General features: G+C 64.4%; 13 protein-coding genes. 11 read left to right on the forward strand and 2 right to left on the reverse strand.

Annotated features, from left to right (window positions below; all coding sequences use genetic code 11):
• The first annotated feature begins 59 nt into the window (after positions 1-59).
• From FXN63_RS03430 to FXN63_RS03465, 8 genes are all read left to right on the forward strand, one after another.
• On the forward strand, positions 60-1,034 hold the full coding sequence (locus FXN63_RS03430; protein ID WP_148812874.1) for an ABC transporter permease: 975 nt from the start codon (positions 60-62) through the stop codon (positions 1,032-1,034).
• Complete coding sequence (locus tag FXN63_RS03435) at positions 1,031-1,927, forward strand: ABC transporter permease (protein ID WP_148812876.1); 897 nt, start codon at positions 1,031-1,033, stop codon at positions 1,925-1,927. The genes FXN63_RS03430 and FXN63_RS03435 overlap by 4 nt, the downstream gene beginning before the upstream one ends.
• Complete coding sequence (locus FXN63_RS03440) at positions 1,924-2,964, forward strand: ABC transporter ATP-binding protein (RefSeq protein WP_187395092.1); 1,041 nt, start codon at positions 1,924-1,926, stop codon at positions 2,962-2,964. Before FXN63_RS03435 ends, FXN63_RS03440 begins: the two co-directional genes overlap by 4 nt.
• Before the next feature lie 8 nt (positions 2,965-2,972).
• The gene (locus tag FXN63_RS03445; protein WP_148818882.1) at positions 2,973-4,013 is read left to right on the forward strand and encodes an ABC transporter ATP-binding protein; all 1,041 of its coding nucleotides are present in this window, start codon (positions 2,973-2,975) and stop codon (positions 4,011-4,013) included.
• A gap of 103 nt (positions 4,014-4,116) precedes the next feature.
• Complete coding sequence (locus FXN63_RS03450) at positions 4,117-5,679, forward strand: ABC transporter substrate-binding protein (protein WP_148812879.1); 1,563 nt, start codon at positions 4,117-4,119, stop codon at positions 5,677-5,679.
• Positions 5,680-5,770: 91 nt separating this feature from the next.
• A complete protein-coding gene (locus FXN63_RS03455) occupies positions 5,771-7,093 on the forward strand; it encodes an acyl-CoA thioesterase/bile acid-CoA:amino acid N-acyltransferase family protein (protein ID WP_148812881.1) in 1,323 nt (440 codons plus the stop codon).
• A 21-nt stretch (positions 7,094-7,114) separates the two neighbouring features.
• On the forward strand, positions 7,115-8,269 hold the full coding sequence (locus FXN63_RS03460) for a CMD domain protein (protein WP_148812882.1): 1,155 nt from the start codon (positions 7,115-7,117) through the stop codon (positions 8,267-8,269).
• Complete coding sequence (locus tag FXN63_RS03465; protein ID WP_148812884.1) at positions 8,266-8,793, forward strand: YbaK/EbsC family protein; 528 nt, start codon at positions 8,266-8,268, stop codon at positions 8,791-8,793. The genes FXN63_RS03460 and FXN63_RS03465 overlap by 4 nt, the downstream gene beginning before the upstream one ends.
• Positions 8,794-8,854: 61 nt before the next feature.
• Here the strand turns inward: FXN63_RS03465 and FXN63_RS03470 are convergent, their stop codons facing one another.
• Positions 8,855-9,235 (reverse strand): hypothetical protein, encoded by a 381-nt coding sequence (locus tag FXN63_RS03470; RefSeq protein WP_148812886.1) that lies wholly within the window; start codon positions 9,233-9,235, stop codon positions 8,855-8,857.
• Between the two features lie 234 nt (positions 9,236-9,469).
• Positions 9,470-10,456, reverse strand: coding sequence for a TetR/AcrR family transcriptional regulator (locus tag FXN63_RS27370; RefSeq protein WP_425468654.1), 987 nt, complete (start codon positions 10,454-10,456; stop codon positions 9,470-9,472).
• 96 nt (positions 10,457-10,552) lie between these two features.
• Between FXN63_RS27370 and FXN63_RS03480 the strand changes: the two genes are divergently transcribed.
• The 3 genes from FXN63_RS03480 to FXN63_RS03490 all read left to right on the forward strand — a co-directional run bounded on the left by FXN63_RS03480 (position 10,553) and on the right by FXN63_RS03490 (position 14,188).
• Entirely contained in the window at positions 10,553-11,812 is a 1,260-nt protein-coding gene (locus tag FXN63_RS03480; RefSeq protein ID WP_246165018.1) for a Tm-1-like ATP-binding domain-containing protein, read from the forward strand.
• An 86-nt stretch (positions 11,813-11,898) separates the two neighbouring features.
• Positions 11,899-12,864: a mechanosensitive ion channel family protein gene (locus tag FXN63_RS03485; protein WP_187395093.1), complete on the forward strand. Its 966-nt coding sequence runs from the start codon at positions 11,899-11,901 to the stop codon at positions 12,862-12,864.
• 52 nt (positions 12,865-12,916) lie between these two features.
• On the forward strand, positions 12,917-14,188 hold the full coding sequence (locus tag FXN63_RS03490) for an FAD-dependent monooxygenase (RefSeq protein ID WP_148812890.1): 1,272 nt from the start codon (positions 12,917-12,919) through the stop codon (positions 14,186-14,188).
• Positions 14,189-14,252 lie beyond the last annotated feature (64 nt).

Genomic DNA, 14,252 nt, shown 5'->3' on the forward strand with positions numbered 1-14,252 from the left:
AGGTCACGCCTGAACCAACCCATAGATGCAGGCCCGGCCCCGGGCCGGGTGGTGCAGCCATGACAGGCTGGCTGATCCGCCGCCTGATTCAGGCGTTTTTTGTCGTGCTGGCAATGAGCCTGATCGTGTTTGTCGGGCTGCACATCATCGGCAACCCGGTGGACATTCTGCTGTCCGACGACATGAATCAGCAGGACCGGATCGAGGCGATTGCGCGCCTCGGTCTGGACCAGCCCCTGTGGCGTCAGTACCTGTCCTTCCTGTGGGCAGCAGTACACGGCGACCTGGGCAAGAGCTTCGTGTATCACGAGAGCGCCATCGGCCTGATTCTGGGTCGTTTCCCGGCCACGCTGGAACTGGCGATCGCCGCGATGGTGATTGCGGTGGTGGTCGGCGTGCCGCTGGGCATGTTCGCGGGCCTGAAGCCTGAAAACCCCATTTCGCGTGCGCTGATGGCCAGCAGCATTGTGGGATTCTCGCTGCCTTCGTTCTGGGTCGCCTTGATGTTCATCATGGTTTTCGCTGTTCAGCTAGGCTGGTTCCCGGCCAGCGGACGCGGCGAAACCGCCAGCCTGTTCGGCATCCAGTGGTCGTTCCTGACACTGGACGGCTTGCGTCACCTGATCCTGCCCGCCATCACGCTGGCTTTGTTCAAGATGTCGCTGGTGCTGCGCCTGACGCGCGCCAGTGTGCGTGAAGTGCTGCCGCTGGACTTCGTGAAGTTCGCCCATGCCAAGGGCCTGCGCCCGGTGCGCGTGGTGATGATGCACGTGATGCGCAACACCATGATTCCGTTGGTCACCGTGCTGGGGCTGGAACTGGGATCGACCGTGGCCTATGCCGTGGTCACGGAGAGCATCTTTGCGTGGCCCGGTGCCGGCAAGCTGATCCTGGACAGCATCTACACGCTGGATCGCCCGGTGGTGGTGGCTTACCTGATGGTGGTGGTGTTGCTCTTTGTGGTGCTGAATCTGCTGGTGGACCTGGCCTACCGCGTGCTTGACCCACGCGTGCGTGTGGAGGCCGCCCAATGAGCGCGCTCGGACTTGACCTGGCGTCGCCGTGGCGGCGTGCCATCATCGACTTCTGTCGATCGCCCGTGGCGCTGGGGGCCTTGGTACTACTGGTGCTGATTGCCCTGGCCGCCATTTTTGCGCCCTGGCTTGCGCCACAGAATCCCTATGATCTGATGCAGCTGGACGTGCTGGACGCCCGCCTGCCGCCTGGTTCCTTCAGCGAAGGCGGTGGCTACACCTATTGGCTGGGTACCGACGGCCAGGGTCGTGATCTGGTGTCCGGCATTTTGTACGGCCTGCGTATCAGCCTGTCGGTGGGTATCGGCTCGGCATTGGCGGCGGCCTTCATCGGCACCATGGTTGGCTTGTTTGCCGCCTGGGCGGGTGGGCGCGTGGATGCCGGCCTGATGCGTCTGGTCGACCTGCTGCTGTCCTTCCCGACCATCCTGATGGCCTTGATGATCCTGGCCTACATGGGCAAGGGCGTCGGCAACGTGGTGTTCACACTCGTCATGCTGGAATGGGCGTATTACGCCCGTACCGCGCGTGGTCAGGCGCTGGTGGAAGTGCGCCGCGAATATGTGGATGCCGCGCGCGGGCAGGGCGTACCGGGCTGGCGCATCGTTACCGGTCACCTGCTGCCGAACTGCATGCCGCCGCTGATCGTGATCGGCACTTTGCAGATCGCGCGCGCCATCACGCTGGAAGCCACGCTGTCCTTCCTGGGCCTGGGCGTGCCGGTGACGGAACCGTCGCTGGGCCTGCTGATCGCCAATGGTTTCCAGTACATGCTGTCCAACGAATACTGGATCAGTCTTTTCCCCGGCCTGGCGCTGCTGGTCACCATCGTTGCCATCAATCTGGTCGGTGACCAGGTGCGCGACGTGCTCAACCCGAGGTTGCAACGATGAGCGCGCCCAAGCAATCCATTGGCGGTGTGCCGACCTTGTCGGTGCGCAATCTGCGCACGGTGTTCGACACCCGCGCCGGCGAAGTCGCCGCCGTCAACGAGGTGTCCTTCACGCTGGAACGTGGCCGGGTGCTGGGTCTGGTCGGCGAATCCGGTTCGGGCAAATCGGTGACCGGCTTTTCCATCATGGGCCTGGTCGATGCACCGGGCCGCATCGCGAGCGGCGAAATCCTGTTCCAGGGACGTGACCTGGCCAAGCTGCGCCGCGAAGACATGCGTCAGCTGCGTGGCAACCGCATTGCCATGGTGTTCCAGGACCCGATGATGACGCTCAACCCGGTGTTGCGCGTCGACAAGCAGATGATCGAAGCCGTGCAGGCACACCAGCGTGTAAGCCACGCGGTGGCGCGTGACCTGGCGCGCGACACGCTGGGCCTGATGGGCATTGCCAGCCCCGAAGAACGCCTGCTGGCCTATCCGCACCAGTTGTCGGGCGGTATGCGTCAACGGGTGGCGATTGCGATTGCCATGCTGCACCGGCCCGACCTGATCATTGCCGACGAGCCCACGACCGCACTCGACGTGACCATCCAGGCGCAGATTCTGTCCGAGATGCAGAAGCTGGTGGAAGAGCAGGGCACGGCACTCATCTGGATCAGCCACGACCTGTCGGTGGTGGCCGGACTGGCCGATGACATTGCGGTGATGTACGCCGGACGCATCGTCGAACATGGCACCGTGGACGATGTGCTGGACCGTCCTTTGCACCCCTACACCCAGGGCCTGATCGGCAGCTTGCCGCGTCGGGTGCCGGGGCAGAAACGCGGTACACGTCTGCGCCAGATTCCGGGCATGACGCCGAACCTGCTGTCCTTGCCGCCGGGCTGTGCGTTCGCGCCCCGCTGCTCGCGCCGCACGGCGGTATGCGACACCCATCCTGCGGTCACCCGTCCGACCGATGTGCAGGAAGTACGCTGCTTCCACCCTGGCGCGCCCGCGCTTTATCCCGACTCGGCAGTCCAAGGAGTCGGCGCATGAGTTCGTCCATGAATTCCAAGTTGTCGCTTGATTCGACACTGCTTGACCCGAGTGCCCCCCTGGCCGAGTTGCGCAATGTCAGCCGCCGATTCGGCGGGCGCGCAGCCGGTCCATTTGGCCGCGTGCTGCAACGCATGGGCCTGGAAAAGCCCGCGCCGACCACCCACGCTGTTGATCGCGTAGACCTGAGCATCAAACGCGGCGAAGTGGTTGGCCTGGTGGGCGAATCGGGCTGCGGCAAATCGACGCTGGGCCGGATGGTGGCAGGCTTGCTGCCCGCATCCGACGGCCAGGTGCTGTTGAGCGGCAAGCCGATTGGCGAGCTGAGTGCCGAGGAACGCAAGGCAGCGCGTCTGCGGGTGCAGATGATCTTCCAGGACCCGTATGCCAGTTTGAATCCGCGTCTGCGCGTGGACCGCATCGTTGGTGAAGGCGCACTCCTGCATGGTCTAACCGACCGCGCGGGTTCCGATGATTACGTCAGCGCACAGTTGCAGCGCGCCGGGCTGGACCCGTCCTTGCGCCATCGTTATCCGCACCAGTTCAGTGGCGGCCAGCGTCAGCGCATTGGCATTGCACGCGCGCTGGCGGTGCAGCCGGAATTGCTGGTCTGCGACGAAGCCGTGGCCGCGCTCGACGTGTCGATCCAGGCGCAGATTCTGAATCTGTTCATGGACTTGCGCGAAGAGCTTGGCCTGACGTACCTGTTCATCAGCCACGATCTGGGGGTGGTCGAACACCTGTCGGATCGGGTGGTGGTGATGTACCTGGGCCGGGTGGTGGAAAGCGCGCCGGTCGATGAGTTGTTCGAGCATCCCGCGCATCCGTACACCCAGGCGCTGTTGGCAGAAATCCCGCGCCTGGACGTGCGTCGCACGAAGTTCCAGACCATTCGTGGCGAGATCCCCAGCCCGCTTGCGCCGCCCTCGGGCTGTCATTTCCATCCGCGTTGTCCGCATGTCATGCCGCGTTGCAAGGTGGAAGCGCCCACCCTGCGCGGCATTGCGATCAACCATGTCAGCGCCTGTCATCTGCACGACGGTACGTGATCTGCCAAGTAACACTGCATCACTGATTTCCCACGCATTACCTCTGTCCCCGAGCACCGCGTTTTCCTTGTCGGCCACCGACACGCACCAGAAAGGACTTTTCATGAATCGCTTCCTGCTAACCGCCCTGACCGCCGCTCTGCTGGGTACCGGCGCGGCTGCGTCTGCGCAATCCGTTTCCATCGGCTTTGCCGATCCGGTTTCGTCCATCGATCCGCAACTGAACAACCACGCCGGCGACCGTTCGCTGGCCTTGCACCTGTTCGACAGCATCGTTGATCGTCGCGATAGCGGCGTGTTGCCCTCGTTGGCACTCAGCTGGAAAACCCTGGACGACACAACCTGGGAATTCAAGCTGCGCCCGAACGTAGTCTGGTCCGACGGCAAGCCCTTTACCGCCGACGACCTGGTGTATTCCTTCGAGCGTGCCCGCAAGGTGCCGGGCAGCGTGGCGTCTTACGCCAGCTCGCTGCGCACGGTGGAATCGGCCACGGCCAAAGACCCGCTGACCCTGATCGTCAAGACCACCATGCCGAACCCCGAACTGCTGAACAGCATCGGTGCCGTGCACATCGTCAGTCGCCACGTGGGTGAAAAGGCCACCACCGAGGACTACAACGCCGGCCGCGCCGCCATCGGTACCGGCCCGTATGTGCTGACCTCGTGGACGCCGGGCGACCGCGCGGTCTTTGCGCGCAACGACAAGTTCTGGGGCCCCAAGCCCACCTGGGAAAAGGTCACCTACCGCTACATCAACAACGCCGCCGCGCGCACCGCTGCACTGCTGGCCGGCGACGTGGACGTGATCGACAAGGTCTCGGCCGCTGACGTGGCGCGCCTGCGCAAGACGCCGAACATCACCGTCTATCCCTATCCCGGCCTGCGTGTGCTGCTGGTGCAGCCCAGCTTCCGCAAGGGACCGAACGAGTTCATCACCGACAACGATGGCAAGCAACTGGCGGAAAATCCGCTGACCGACGTGCGTGTGCGCAAGGCGCTGAACATCGCCATCAACCGCAAGACGCTGGTTGATCGTGTGTTGCAGGGCACGGCAACCGAAGCCAACCAGTGGATGCCCGCCAAGACCTTCGGCTACAACCCGGACGTCAAGGACATCGCCTTTGACCCGACCGCTGCCAAGAAGTTGTTGGCCGAAGCCGGTTTCCCCGATGGTTTCAAGCTGACCGTGCACGTGCCGGGTGATCGCTATCCGCTGGGCGCGGAAACCCTGCAAGCCGTGGCGCAGTTCTGGACCCGCGTGGGCGTGAAGACCCAGCTGGAAGTCGTGCCATGGTCGGTGTACTCGGCACGTGCCAACAAGAACGAGTTCGCGATCAGCATCGTGGCCTGGGGCAATGGCACGGGTGAGGCCGGTTATGGCCTGCAGAACGTGTTCGCCACCGCCGACAACAAGAAGGGCCTGGGCAATTCGAACTGGGGTCGTTACAGCAACATCGACGTAGACAAGGCACTGGATGCCGCGACCGTGGAATTCAACACCGAGCGTCGTGCTGCCATCCTGCGTCACTCGGTCAAGCTGGTGACCGACGATGTGGCCGCCATCCCGCTGTTCCACTATCAGAACATCTGGGCCGCGAAGAAGGGCTTTAAGGTTGAGCCCTACGTCAGCGACCGCACTACCGCCTTGCAAGTGACGAAGCAGTAAGCCTGAACGGCGGCGCTTGACCAGGGCGCTGCCCGGTCATGTGCCGCCCCCCTTGCCGCGTGATGCGGCAGGGGTGTTGTCCGGAGCATGTATGACCGAGTTTTCCTCTTTTTCTCTGCGCGTCGATCCGGCCCATGCCCGCATCGACGTGCCCCGCCAGATCACGGTTGACGGCCTGAACCCAGGCGAGACCGTGACGATTGCCGCAGTCACGCTGCGTGCCGGTACCCCCTGGCAGTCCACGGCAAGCTTTGTCGCCGACGCGCAAGGCCACATCGATCTGACGCGTGATGCCCCGATTGCGGGCGACTACGCAGGCGTGTCGCCAATGGGCCTGATCTGGTCGCAAAGCCTGCTAGACCCGAAGGTAGGCAATGGCCGTGTGCTGTTCAACGACGACATGTTCGCAGGCCTGGACACCACGCTGACCGCCACGCGCCAATCCGGTTCAACTGCCACCGCAAGCCTTCATCAACAGCTGGCGACGGATGGTGTCACCCGTCGCGAAGTCCGCGAAGAAGGTCTGGTCGGTACCTTGTTCCTGCCCGCAGGCCCCGGCCCGCATCCGGCTGTGGTCATCGTCAATGGGTCGGGCGGCGGCATCAACGAGCCGCGCGCGGCGCTCTACGCCTCGCAAGGCTATGCCGCCTTTGCGCTGGGCTATTTCAAGGCACCGGGGCTGTCCGACTACATCTCCAACACCCCGCTGGAATACTTCGAGACGGCACTGAACTGGGTGCATCGCACGCTGAAGCCGCTGCATGGTTTCGTGGCCCTGAGCGGGCAGTCGCGCGGCGGTGAGTTGGTGCTGCTGCTGGGCTCGATGTTTTCTGAGCTGGTGTCGGCGGTCATCGGCTACGTGCCGGGTGCGGTGGTGCACGGCGCACAAAGTGCCTGCGATCCGGCCACTGGCCGAGACGGCCCGGCCTGGTTGTATCGCGGCGAGATCGTGCCGCATGTCTGGCAGAACAATCGCACCGCCACCTGGGCAGCGCTGAACGAAGTCGATGCAGACGGCGTGTCGCGCCGCCATGCGGAAGCCGTATCCACCGCACTGAACGACCCCGACGCCGTGGCCCGCGCACGCATTCGTGTCGAGAACATCCGCGGCCCGGTCATGCTCTTGTCCGGCACGGATGACGCCGCCTGGCCGTCCAGCCGCTACAGCCGCATGGTGCGCGAGCGTCTGGCTGAAGTTCAGCACCCGTACCCGGTCGGCTACGTCGATGTCGACGGTGCCGGCCACAGCATTCTTTTCCCCTACGTGCCCACCACCCAGCTGAGTTTCCCGCACCCGGTTTCCGGGCGCATCAGCACCAGCGGCGGCACGCCGGCCAACAACGCGCACGCCGACGAAGCCTCGTGGGCAGCGGTACAGAAATTCCTGGACGATGCCGTTGCGGCACGTCGTTAATCTTTTTTCGGAAACACCCCTATGTCCGATCTCATCGATTCCGCCGCCGGCCTCGTCGCCGGTGCTTCGCTCCAGACCACCCGCGCCAAGCGCGACAAAGTGGCCGCCGCCACGCAAGGCAGCTACGACGCCATCTTCGATCCGGTGCTGCCGGGACTGACGCTGGCCGAGCGTTTGCTTGTGGCCTTCGACATTGCCTCGCTGTCCGGCGTTGAACCGGTGGCCGCGCAATACCGCGCGCAGCTCGAGCAATTCATGTTGAACGAAGCCGAGCGCAGTGTGTTCACCGGCGGCCCCACCGTGCTGCCCGAAGAACCGCGCCTGCGCGCCATCCTGACCTTCTCGCGCACGCTCACCTTGGCCCCGGTCGAAGGCGACCGCGAGGCCCTGCTGAAGCTGCCGGCCGCCGGCCTGAGCACCCCCGCCGTCATCACGCTGGGCCAGCTGATTGCCTTCGTGTCCTACCAGGTGCGCCTGGTGGCCGGCCTGCGCGCACTGACCGCGCTGGGCGACCCGGTGCCGGGCGAGGCCGAGCTGCCGGTCGAAACCAACTTCGTGCACCCAGCCACCTTGCCGCCGCCGGGCGAACCGCTGCGCATCAACGGCTACACCAGCGAAACCCTGGGCTGGTCTTCGTGGCTGGACGTGCTGGACGTCAACACCGCCCGCCCGGATCAACTGGCCGTGCTGGATGCCAGCCACCCCAAGGCCCGCACCTCCGACTACTACCTGGTGCTGTCGCACCAGCCGCGCATTCTGGAACAGCGCGCACTGGCCTTCAACGCCATCATGTACGCCCCGGGCGGCATGTCGCGCGCCGAACGCGAACTGGCCAGCACGGTGGTATCGCGTGTGAATGGTTGCGTGTACTGCGCGTCCGTTCACGCCCAGCGTTTCGAACAACTGACCCGCCGCAACGACGTGATCGCACAAGTGTTCACCGAGCCGGTCGGCGCAGGCACCAACGCACGCGAACGCGCGATTGTCGACGCGTCGATTGCGCTGACGCTCAAGCCTGGCAGCTTCGGTGCCGATGACCTGCGCGCCTTGCGTGCCGCCGGTCTGTCCGACCTGGAACTGCTGGACATGATCCACGCCATCGCCATCTTTGCGTGGGCCAACCGCCTGATGCTGAACCTGGGCGAGCCAGTCTTCCCGCAGCAAGCCGCAGCGTGAGCACCGCGCCCGAACTGCTTGCGGCCGGCGCGCTACCCGGGCTGTTGCCCGAGCACGTGATTGCCGCATTGCCCGCCGATGGTGTCGGTGTCTTCCGGGTCGATGACGACGCGTCGGACACCGCCGCCTTCAGCGAGCGCTACGGGTTTGGTCTGGACGATTGCGCCAACACCATCGTGCTGCGCTTCAAGAAGGGCGGTGCCGAGCACTACGCTGCCCTGGTCTCGCTGGGCTCGCGTCGCCTGGATATCAACGGCGCGGTGAAAGCCGCGCTGGGCGCGCAACGCCTGTCGTTCGCCAAGCGCGAAGATGCGGTCGAACTCAGCGCGATGGAGTTTGGTGGCATCACGGCTTTCGGCTTGCCGGAAGCCTGGCCGGTGCTGGTCGACGAGGCGGTGATGACGCGTGAGCAGGTGGTGATGGGGGCGGGCATCCGGCAGGCGAAGTTGCTGCTGGCACCGGACCTGTTGCGTGGCTTGGCGACCGTGCAGGTGGCGGCGCTGACGCTGGCGGAAAGCGAGTAAGAGAAAGCGAATAGGAAAAACGCGGCAGCAACCCTGCCGCGTTTTCTTTTACCCCTCCACTTCACACGCCAACAGCCGGTACCCCGCTCAACCACAACACACTGCGCAGCATGGCGTAGATCAGCAGCGCCCCCAGCCCGATCAGCATCGCCAATCGCAGTGCAGCCCAGCCTGTCTTGGGTCGCCACCGTCCTGCCGACACCCGCCAGCCAATGGCGGCGGCCGACACGCTGTACAGCACACACGCCACATTCAGAATGCTGCCGCGCATCAGCGCAAAGCCCAGCATGAACGTCGCCGTGCCCAGAATGAAGGAAGGAAGCCCGACGACATAGCCCAGGGCACGTGAAATCGTCAGCGCATCCACATCCCAGCCCGCCGCATTGGGCGGGCGCAGGGGCGATGATGAAAGGTCTTCGGGCGCGGGCGGCGGTGTGGGCATTGGGGCAAGGTACGTCTTTTGATGCGCAGACGAAACCCGGATTAACTCGGCTTCATCTGGCGGATCGCAGACCGTCAAAGAAGGCTGTCTTGGTAATTCAACGCCTCAAGCGGCCGACAAACTACCACCGAATGGTCAGCACATTTTCCCGGTTTGCGTTATCCACAAGCAGCCCTGTCGAACTTGTCCCCGCCACGCACCGATTCCCGTCTTATCCCCGCCGAATTCGCGGTATCAACGCCCCGGTTTGCGACGTGATGTCTGTGTAGGCGGTCTGGCTGCGCGTGGCTCGGCCGACAATGCTCTTCCCGCTGTGCCAGATGTGGCGTTGTCCACAGATGCCGGTGTTTTGCGGCGAGCAATCTTGTCTGACTGCGCCATGCTGCTTGCCGTATCGGCTTCATGTGTCGCAGCCGCAGACCTTGTTGCCACCTTCGCCGCCTCTTTCGCCAGCTTTTCCACCTTCTTTGCCGCCACGCCAATACCCGCAGCCTTGCGCACCGGGACTGTCTTGCGTGCTCGGCGTGGCGCGGGATCAACTGTCAGCTGCGACGTCGCACTTGGTGCCGTCACAGGTTTTTCCCGCTCCGCCCGTTGCAGAATCGCGCCTGCTGTCCAGCGCACCACATCAAGAATCTCGTCCAGCTCCAGCCGCCAGATATCCTTCAGCACCAGGAAAACCTCGGTGCCGTACAACAGCGACAAGGCCTGCACCACGCGGTCGAACTGCGCCTCGTCCAGCTGATCGCGCAGCGGTTGCGCAGCACTACGCAGTCGCTGCACCCGATAACCCCGCACAAACGGGCGTTCGGTTGCCGGCACGCCGGCCCGTTGATGCGCGATCTGCTGCAGGGATACCTGTATAGCCGCGCGCAGCGGGACCTCGTACGCTTCAAGTCGTGGGTAGGTGGCGCAGAAAAGCGCATCGACGCGCTCAGCGGCGGTCGATGCGTCTGACTGCCACTCCAGCATCGGCCCCAGGCTTTCACCCACAATGGCCGAAATCAGCTCGCCTTGCGTAGCAAAATATCGGTAAGCCGTTGCACGCGATACGCCAGCAGCCTCGGCAAGTTCGGCAATCGACGGAGTGATGCCGCGTGCCATCATTTCCATGGCGGTTGTCAGCAGTGCCTTGCGCATGCGCGCACGGGGGCCGCGTGCAGGTGCAGCGGTGGTGTCCGGGCTGGATGCCGGGGGTGCGTCAGGCGGTAGGTGTTTCATGTAGGTCCCGTCGCATGGACGAGAGAGGCGTATGCGGTGAGGTGTAACTAGATATCGCATAACGATACATCGTGTAACGACAATCAGGAAATTCCGTTGAGCAATCCCGGTCGCCGCCCACCTGCCCATATCTATCTTGTGGGCACGTTTGATACCAAAGCCGCCGAGCTGCTGCACCTGGCGGCGCTCATCCGTGGCCTGGGCGCACCGGTGACTACGGTCGACGTATCCACGCTGCACAGTGATCCGCGCGCAGACATTCCCGCCGATCAGGTTGCCGCCGTGCATCCGGGTGGGGCCGCGGCGGTCTTCACGGGTGACCGTGGCTCGGCGATCAGTGCAATGAGCCAAGCCTTGCCGCGTTGGCTGAGCCAGCGCAACGACATCGGCGCGCTCATCGGCATTGGTGGATCCGGTGGCGTTGCGTTGATCATTCCCGCCATGCGCGCCTTGCCGGTCGGTTTGCCCAAGCTGATGGTGTCGAGCATGCTGCGGCAAGACCTTGGCCCGGCTGGCGATCGGACCGACATTGCGACCATGTATTCGGTCACCGACGTGGCCGGCATCAACCGGATCTCGCGCCGCATATTCGCCAATGCCGCGGGCATGATCGTGGGCGCTTTTCATCAGGCCCAGCGCCAGGCCGACGCAGAGGACAGCCGGCCAGCCATTGGCCTGTCGATGTTCGGGGTCACCACGTCTTGTGTCCGGGCGGTCTCCAGCCAGTTGGAAGCCGACTACGACTGCGTGGTGTTCCATGCCACCGGCAGCGGTGGCATGGCAATGGAAAAGCTGGTGGACAGTGGCTTGTTGAGCGGCTTGATCGACCTGACCACGACCGAAGTCTGCGACTACCTGTTCGGTGGCGTACTGGCCTGCACGGCAGACCGTTTCGGCGCGGTCGAACGTACCCGCATTCCATACGTGGGGTCGTGCGGTGCGTTGGACATGATCAACTTCGGCCGCCCCGAGACCGTACCGGCGCAGCATCTGGGTCGCCGCTTCTACCCACACAACACGAACGTGACGCTGATGCGCACAACGCCTGTTGAAAACGCCGCGATCGGTCGCTGGATCGGTGAACGTCTGAACCGTTGCGACGGGCATGTGCGTTTCCTGCTGCCGCAGGGCGGCGTGTCGGCGCTGGATGCCCCTGGCCGTGAATTCCATGACCCGGAAGCCGACCAGGCGTTGTTCGACGCATTGACCGCCACCGTCAAGCAGACCGACCGCCGTCGCCTGGTGAGGGTGCCGCATCACATCAACGACCCGGAATTCGCTGCCGTTGCCGTGGCGCATTTCAGGTCGATCATCCAGGCGGACGGCACCCCAGTGCCATTCGCGACAAACGTGTAGCCCATCACAAACCTCGTTGCAGACCCGATGTCGTTGCCCACAAAGCATCATCTATCATCGGGACATTGCCTTTTCCCAACACCCACATGCTCGACGAGTTCTTCCAGGGTTTTTCAATGCGCGCGCTGCTGCTCAGCCTGCGCGCCGGTTTCACCCAGCTCAGCTTCCTGGGCCACCTTGCGCTGACCGTGTTCGTGCTGATCACGGCCATGATCGTGTCGCGCCTGATCTCACGCTACTACCGCAAGCCAGGTACGGGCACGACCGAGGCCAAACGCATGGCCTACCTGGTCGCCCGCAACACGCTGGGCGGGGTCACGGCCGTGTTGCTGCTGTTCATCTGGGCGGGCGAGCTGCGTACCTTCGCCTTGTCGATCGCGGCCCTGGCTGCGGCAGTGGCCATCGTCTGCAAGGAATTCTTCATGAACGGCCTGGGCTCGCTGATGCGCGCGGTGGCCCGGCCGTACTCGATCGGTGACGTGATCGAACTGGGCGCAATGAAGGGTGAGGTGCTGGAAATCGATTTCCTGTCGACCCGCCTGCTGGAACAAGGCCCGTCCGGCTATGTCACCGGCCGCACCTACGAATTCCCGAACATGATGGTGTTGCTCAATCCCATCCGCAAGCTGTCTCACACCGGTCGTTTTGTGCATGAACTGGTGCGGGTACCGATGGACCCGGCAGGCAATGTCGCGCGTGCCGAACGTCTGTTGCGGGAAGCCGGCGAGACGGTCTGTGCCGACTGGATCGAAGCTGCCGACGCCCACTTCCGCCGCCTGGAATCGTCGCACCTGATTGCTTTGCCCGAATCCCGTCCGTTGGCCATGATCGAACCGGTGGACCCCAAGCGGGTAGACATCCTGCTGCGCTTCCCATGCCAGTCGAACCGTCGCCTGGCCACGTCGCAAGCAATTCTTCACGCCTACTACGTGCTGGCCAAAGAGCCGGACCCTGACGAGTTGCCAGACGAGCAGGACACGCCTTCCGCTGAGGTGCCTGCGCCGGCTGCGGCCCCCGAGTCCATGGCTGCGCCCATCGGTAAAATCATATGAGCCTGCCCGGTCGCTGTCGTGCGGCCGGACGCATGGCATCAAGGATCTCTCCATGAACGCAATTCCCTCTTCCAGCGGTGCGCTGGTGGTCGGCACCGGCACTGCCGGGCTGGCAACCGCGCTGGCGCTGGCCCGCCAGGGCATCCCGGTGTCCCTGCTCGGCCCGCGTGCGCCGATCCCGGCGGCTGCCGGCGACACCTACGACCCGCGCGTCTACGCCGTCTCGCCAGCCAGCCAGGCATTCCTGGCCAAGCTGGGCGTCTGGGACCTGTTGCCGCCCGAGCGCATTGCGCGCATCGAATCCATGGATGTCATGGGCGCAGCACCGTCGACCGCGCCCGTGCTGACCGACGATGCGCCGTCCAGTTCCGCCGCCAGCACCTCGTCGACGCCGGGCCGCATTCAACTCAGCGCCTGGCAGGGCAATCTGCCCGCCTTGGCCTGGGTAGTCGAAGGCCGCGAGCTGGAGCGCGTGCTGCGCCAGGCGGTTGGCGTGCTGGGGGTGGCCTGGACGCAGGAGCGTTTTGTCGCGCTCGGCATGGGTGATCCCAGCGCGCCGCTGGAGGTCACCACCGACGCGGGGCGCATTCTGCGCACCGAACTGGCGATTGGTGCCGACGGGGCCGAATCGCCGCTGCGCAAGGCCGCAGGCTTGAGCAGCCACGGATCGGACTACGAAGCCACCGGGCTGGTCGTTCACCTGGACGTTGAACAGCCACATCAAGGTGTCGCCTTGCAGTGGTTCACGCCAGACGGCGTGCTGGCCTTGCTGCCCATGCCGGACACCGCCGACGGCGCGCAGGTGTCGATGGTGTGGTCGATGGAAACCACGCAAGCCAACGCCTTGCTGGCCTTGCCCGCCGCCGAGCAGGCAAGTGCCCTGGCCGCACGTCTTCAGACTGTGGCGGGTGACCGGGTCGGACGCATCCGGGTACGCGGCACATTGCACGGTTTCCCCCTGCGAGTGCGCAGCGCCAACCCGATGGTGATGGCACGCGTGGCCCTGGTGGGCGACGCCGCCCACCTGATACATCCGCTGGCCGGGCAGGGCTTGAACCTTGGTCTGGGCGATGCGGCCGGGCTGGCGGCAGCCATCACCGAGCGGGAACATTTCCGCCGTATCGGTGATCTCAGGGTACTGCGCCGCTATGCGCGTGCACGCGCACCGGCCCTGCTGGCCATGCGCGCCGCCACCGATGGCCTGTATCGTCTGTTCACGCCGCAAGACCCGCTGCTGGGCTGGGTGCGCAACACCGGCATGGCGCTGGTGGACCGCTTGCCGCCGATCAAGCGTGCGCTGATCGCCGGGGCGTCGAAATTCTGATGCATTGAAACTCGGGTGCGTTGAGGGTCAACTGCATCGAAGTTTCAAAAACATCGAAGTTTCA

Source organism: Pigmentiphaga aceris (assembly GCF_008119665.1).
Taxonomy (GTDB): domain Bacteria; phylum Pseudomonadota; class Gammaproteobacteria; order Burkholderiales; family Burkholderiaceae_B; genus Pigmentiphaga; species Pigmentiphaga aceris.

Bases quoted from the DNA above. Each gene is read 5' to 3' on its own strand.
- FXN63_RS03430 (WP_148812874.1), top strand. From the start codon at position 60: ATGACAGGCTGGCTGATCCGCCGCCTGATTCAGGCGTTTTTTGTCGTG.
- FXN63_RS03435 (WP_148812876.1), top strand. From the start codon at position 1,031: ATGAGCGCGCTCGGACTTGACCTGGCGTCGCCGTGGCGGCGTGCCATC.
- FXN63_RS03440 (WP_187395092.1), top strand. From the start codon at position 1,924: ATGAGCGCGCCCAAGCAATCCATTGGCGGTGTGCCGACCTTGTCGGTG.
- FXN63_RS03445 (WP_148818882.1), top strand. From the start codon at position 2,973: ATGAATTCCAAGTTGTCGCTTGATTCGACACTGCTTGACCCGAGTGCC.
- FXN63_RS03450 (WP_148812879.1), top strand. From the start codon at position 4,117: ATGAATCGCTTCCTGCTAACCGCCCTGACCGCCGCTCTGCTGGGTACC.
- FXN63_RS03455 (WP_148812881.1), top strand. From the start codon at position 5,771: ATGACCGAGTTTTCCTCTTTTTCTCTGCGCGTCGATCCGGCCCATGCC.
- FXN63_RS03460 (WP_148812882.1), top strand. From the start codon at position 7,115: ATGTCCGATCTCATCGATTCCGCCGCCGGCCTCGTCGCCGGTGCTTCG.
- FXN63_RS03470 (WP_148812886.1), bottom strand. From the start codon at position 9,235: ATGCCCACACCGCCGCCCGCGCCCGAAGACCTTTCATCATCGCCCCTG.
- FXN63_RS27370 (WP_425468654.1), bottom strand. From the start codon at position 10,456: ATGAAACACCTACCGCCTGACGCACCCCCGGCATCCAGCCCGGACACC.
- FXN63_RS03485 (WP_187395093.1), top strand. From the start codon at position 11,899: ATGCTCGACGAGTTCTTCCAGGGTTTTTCAATGCGCGCGCTGCTGCTC.
- FXN63_RS03490 (WP_148812890.1), top strand. From the start codon at position 12,917: ATGAACGCAATTCCCTCTTCCAGCGGTGCGCTGGTGGTCGGCACCGGC.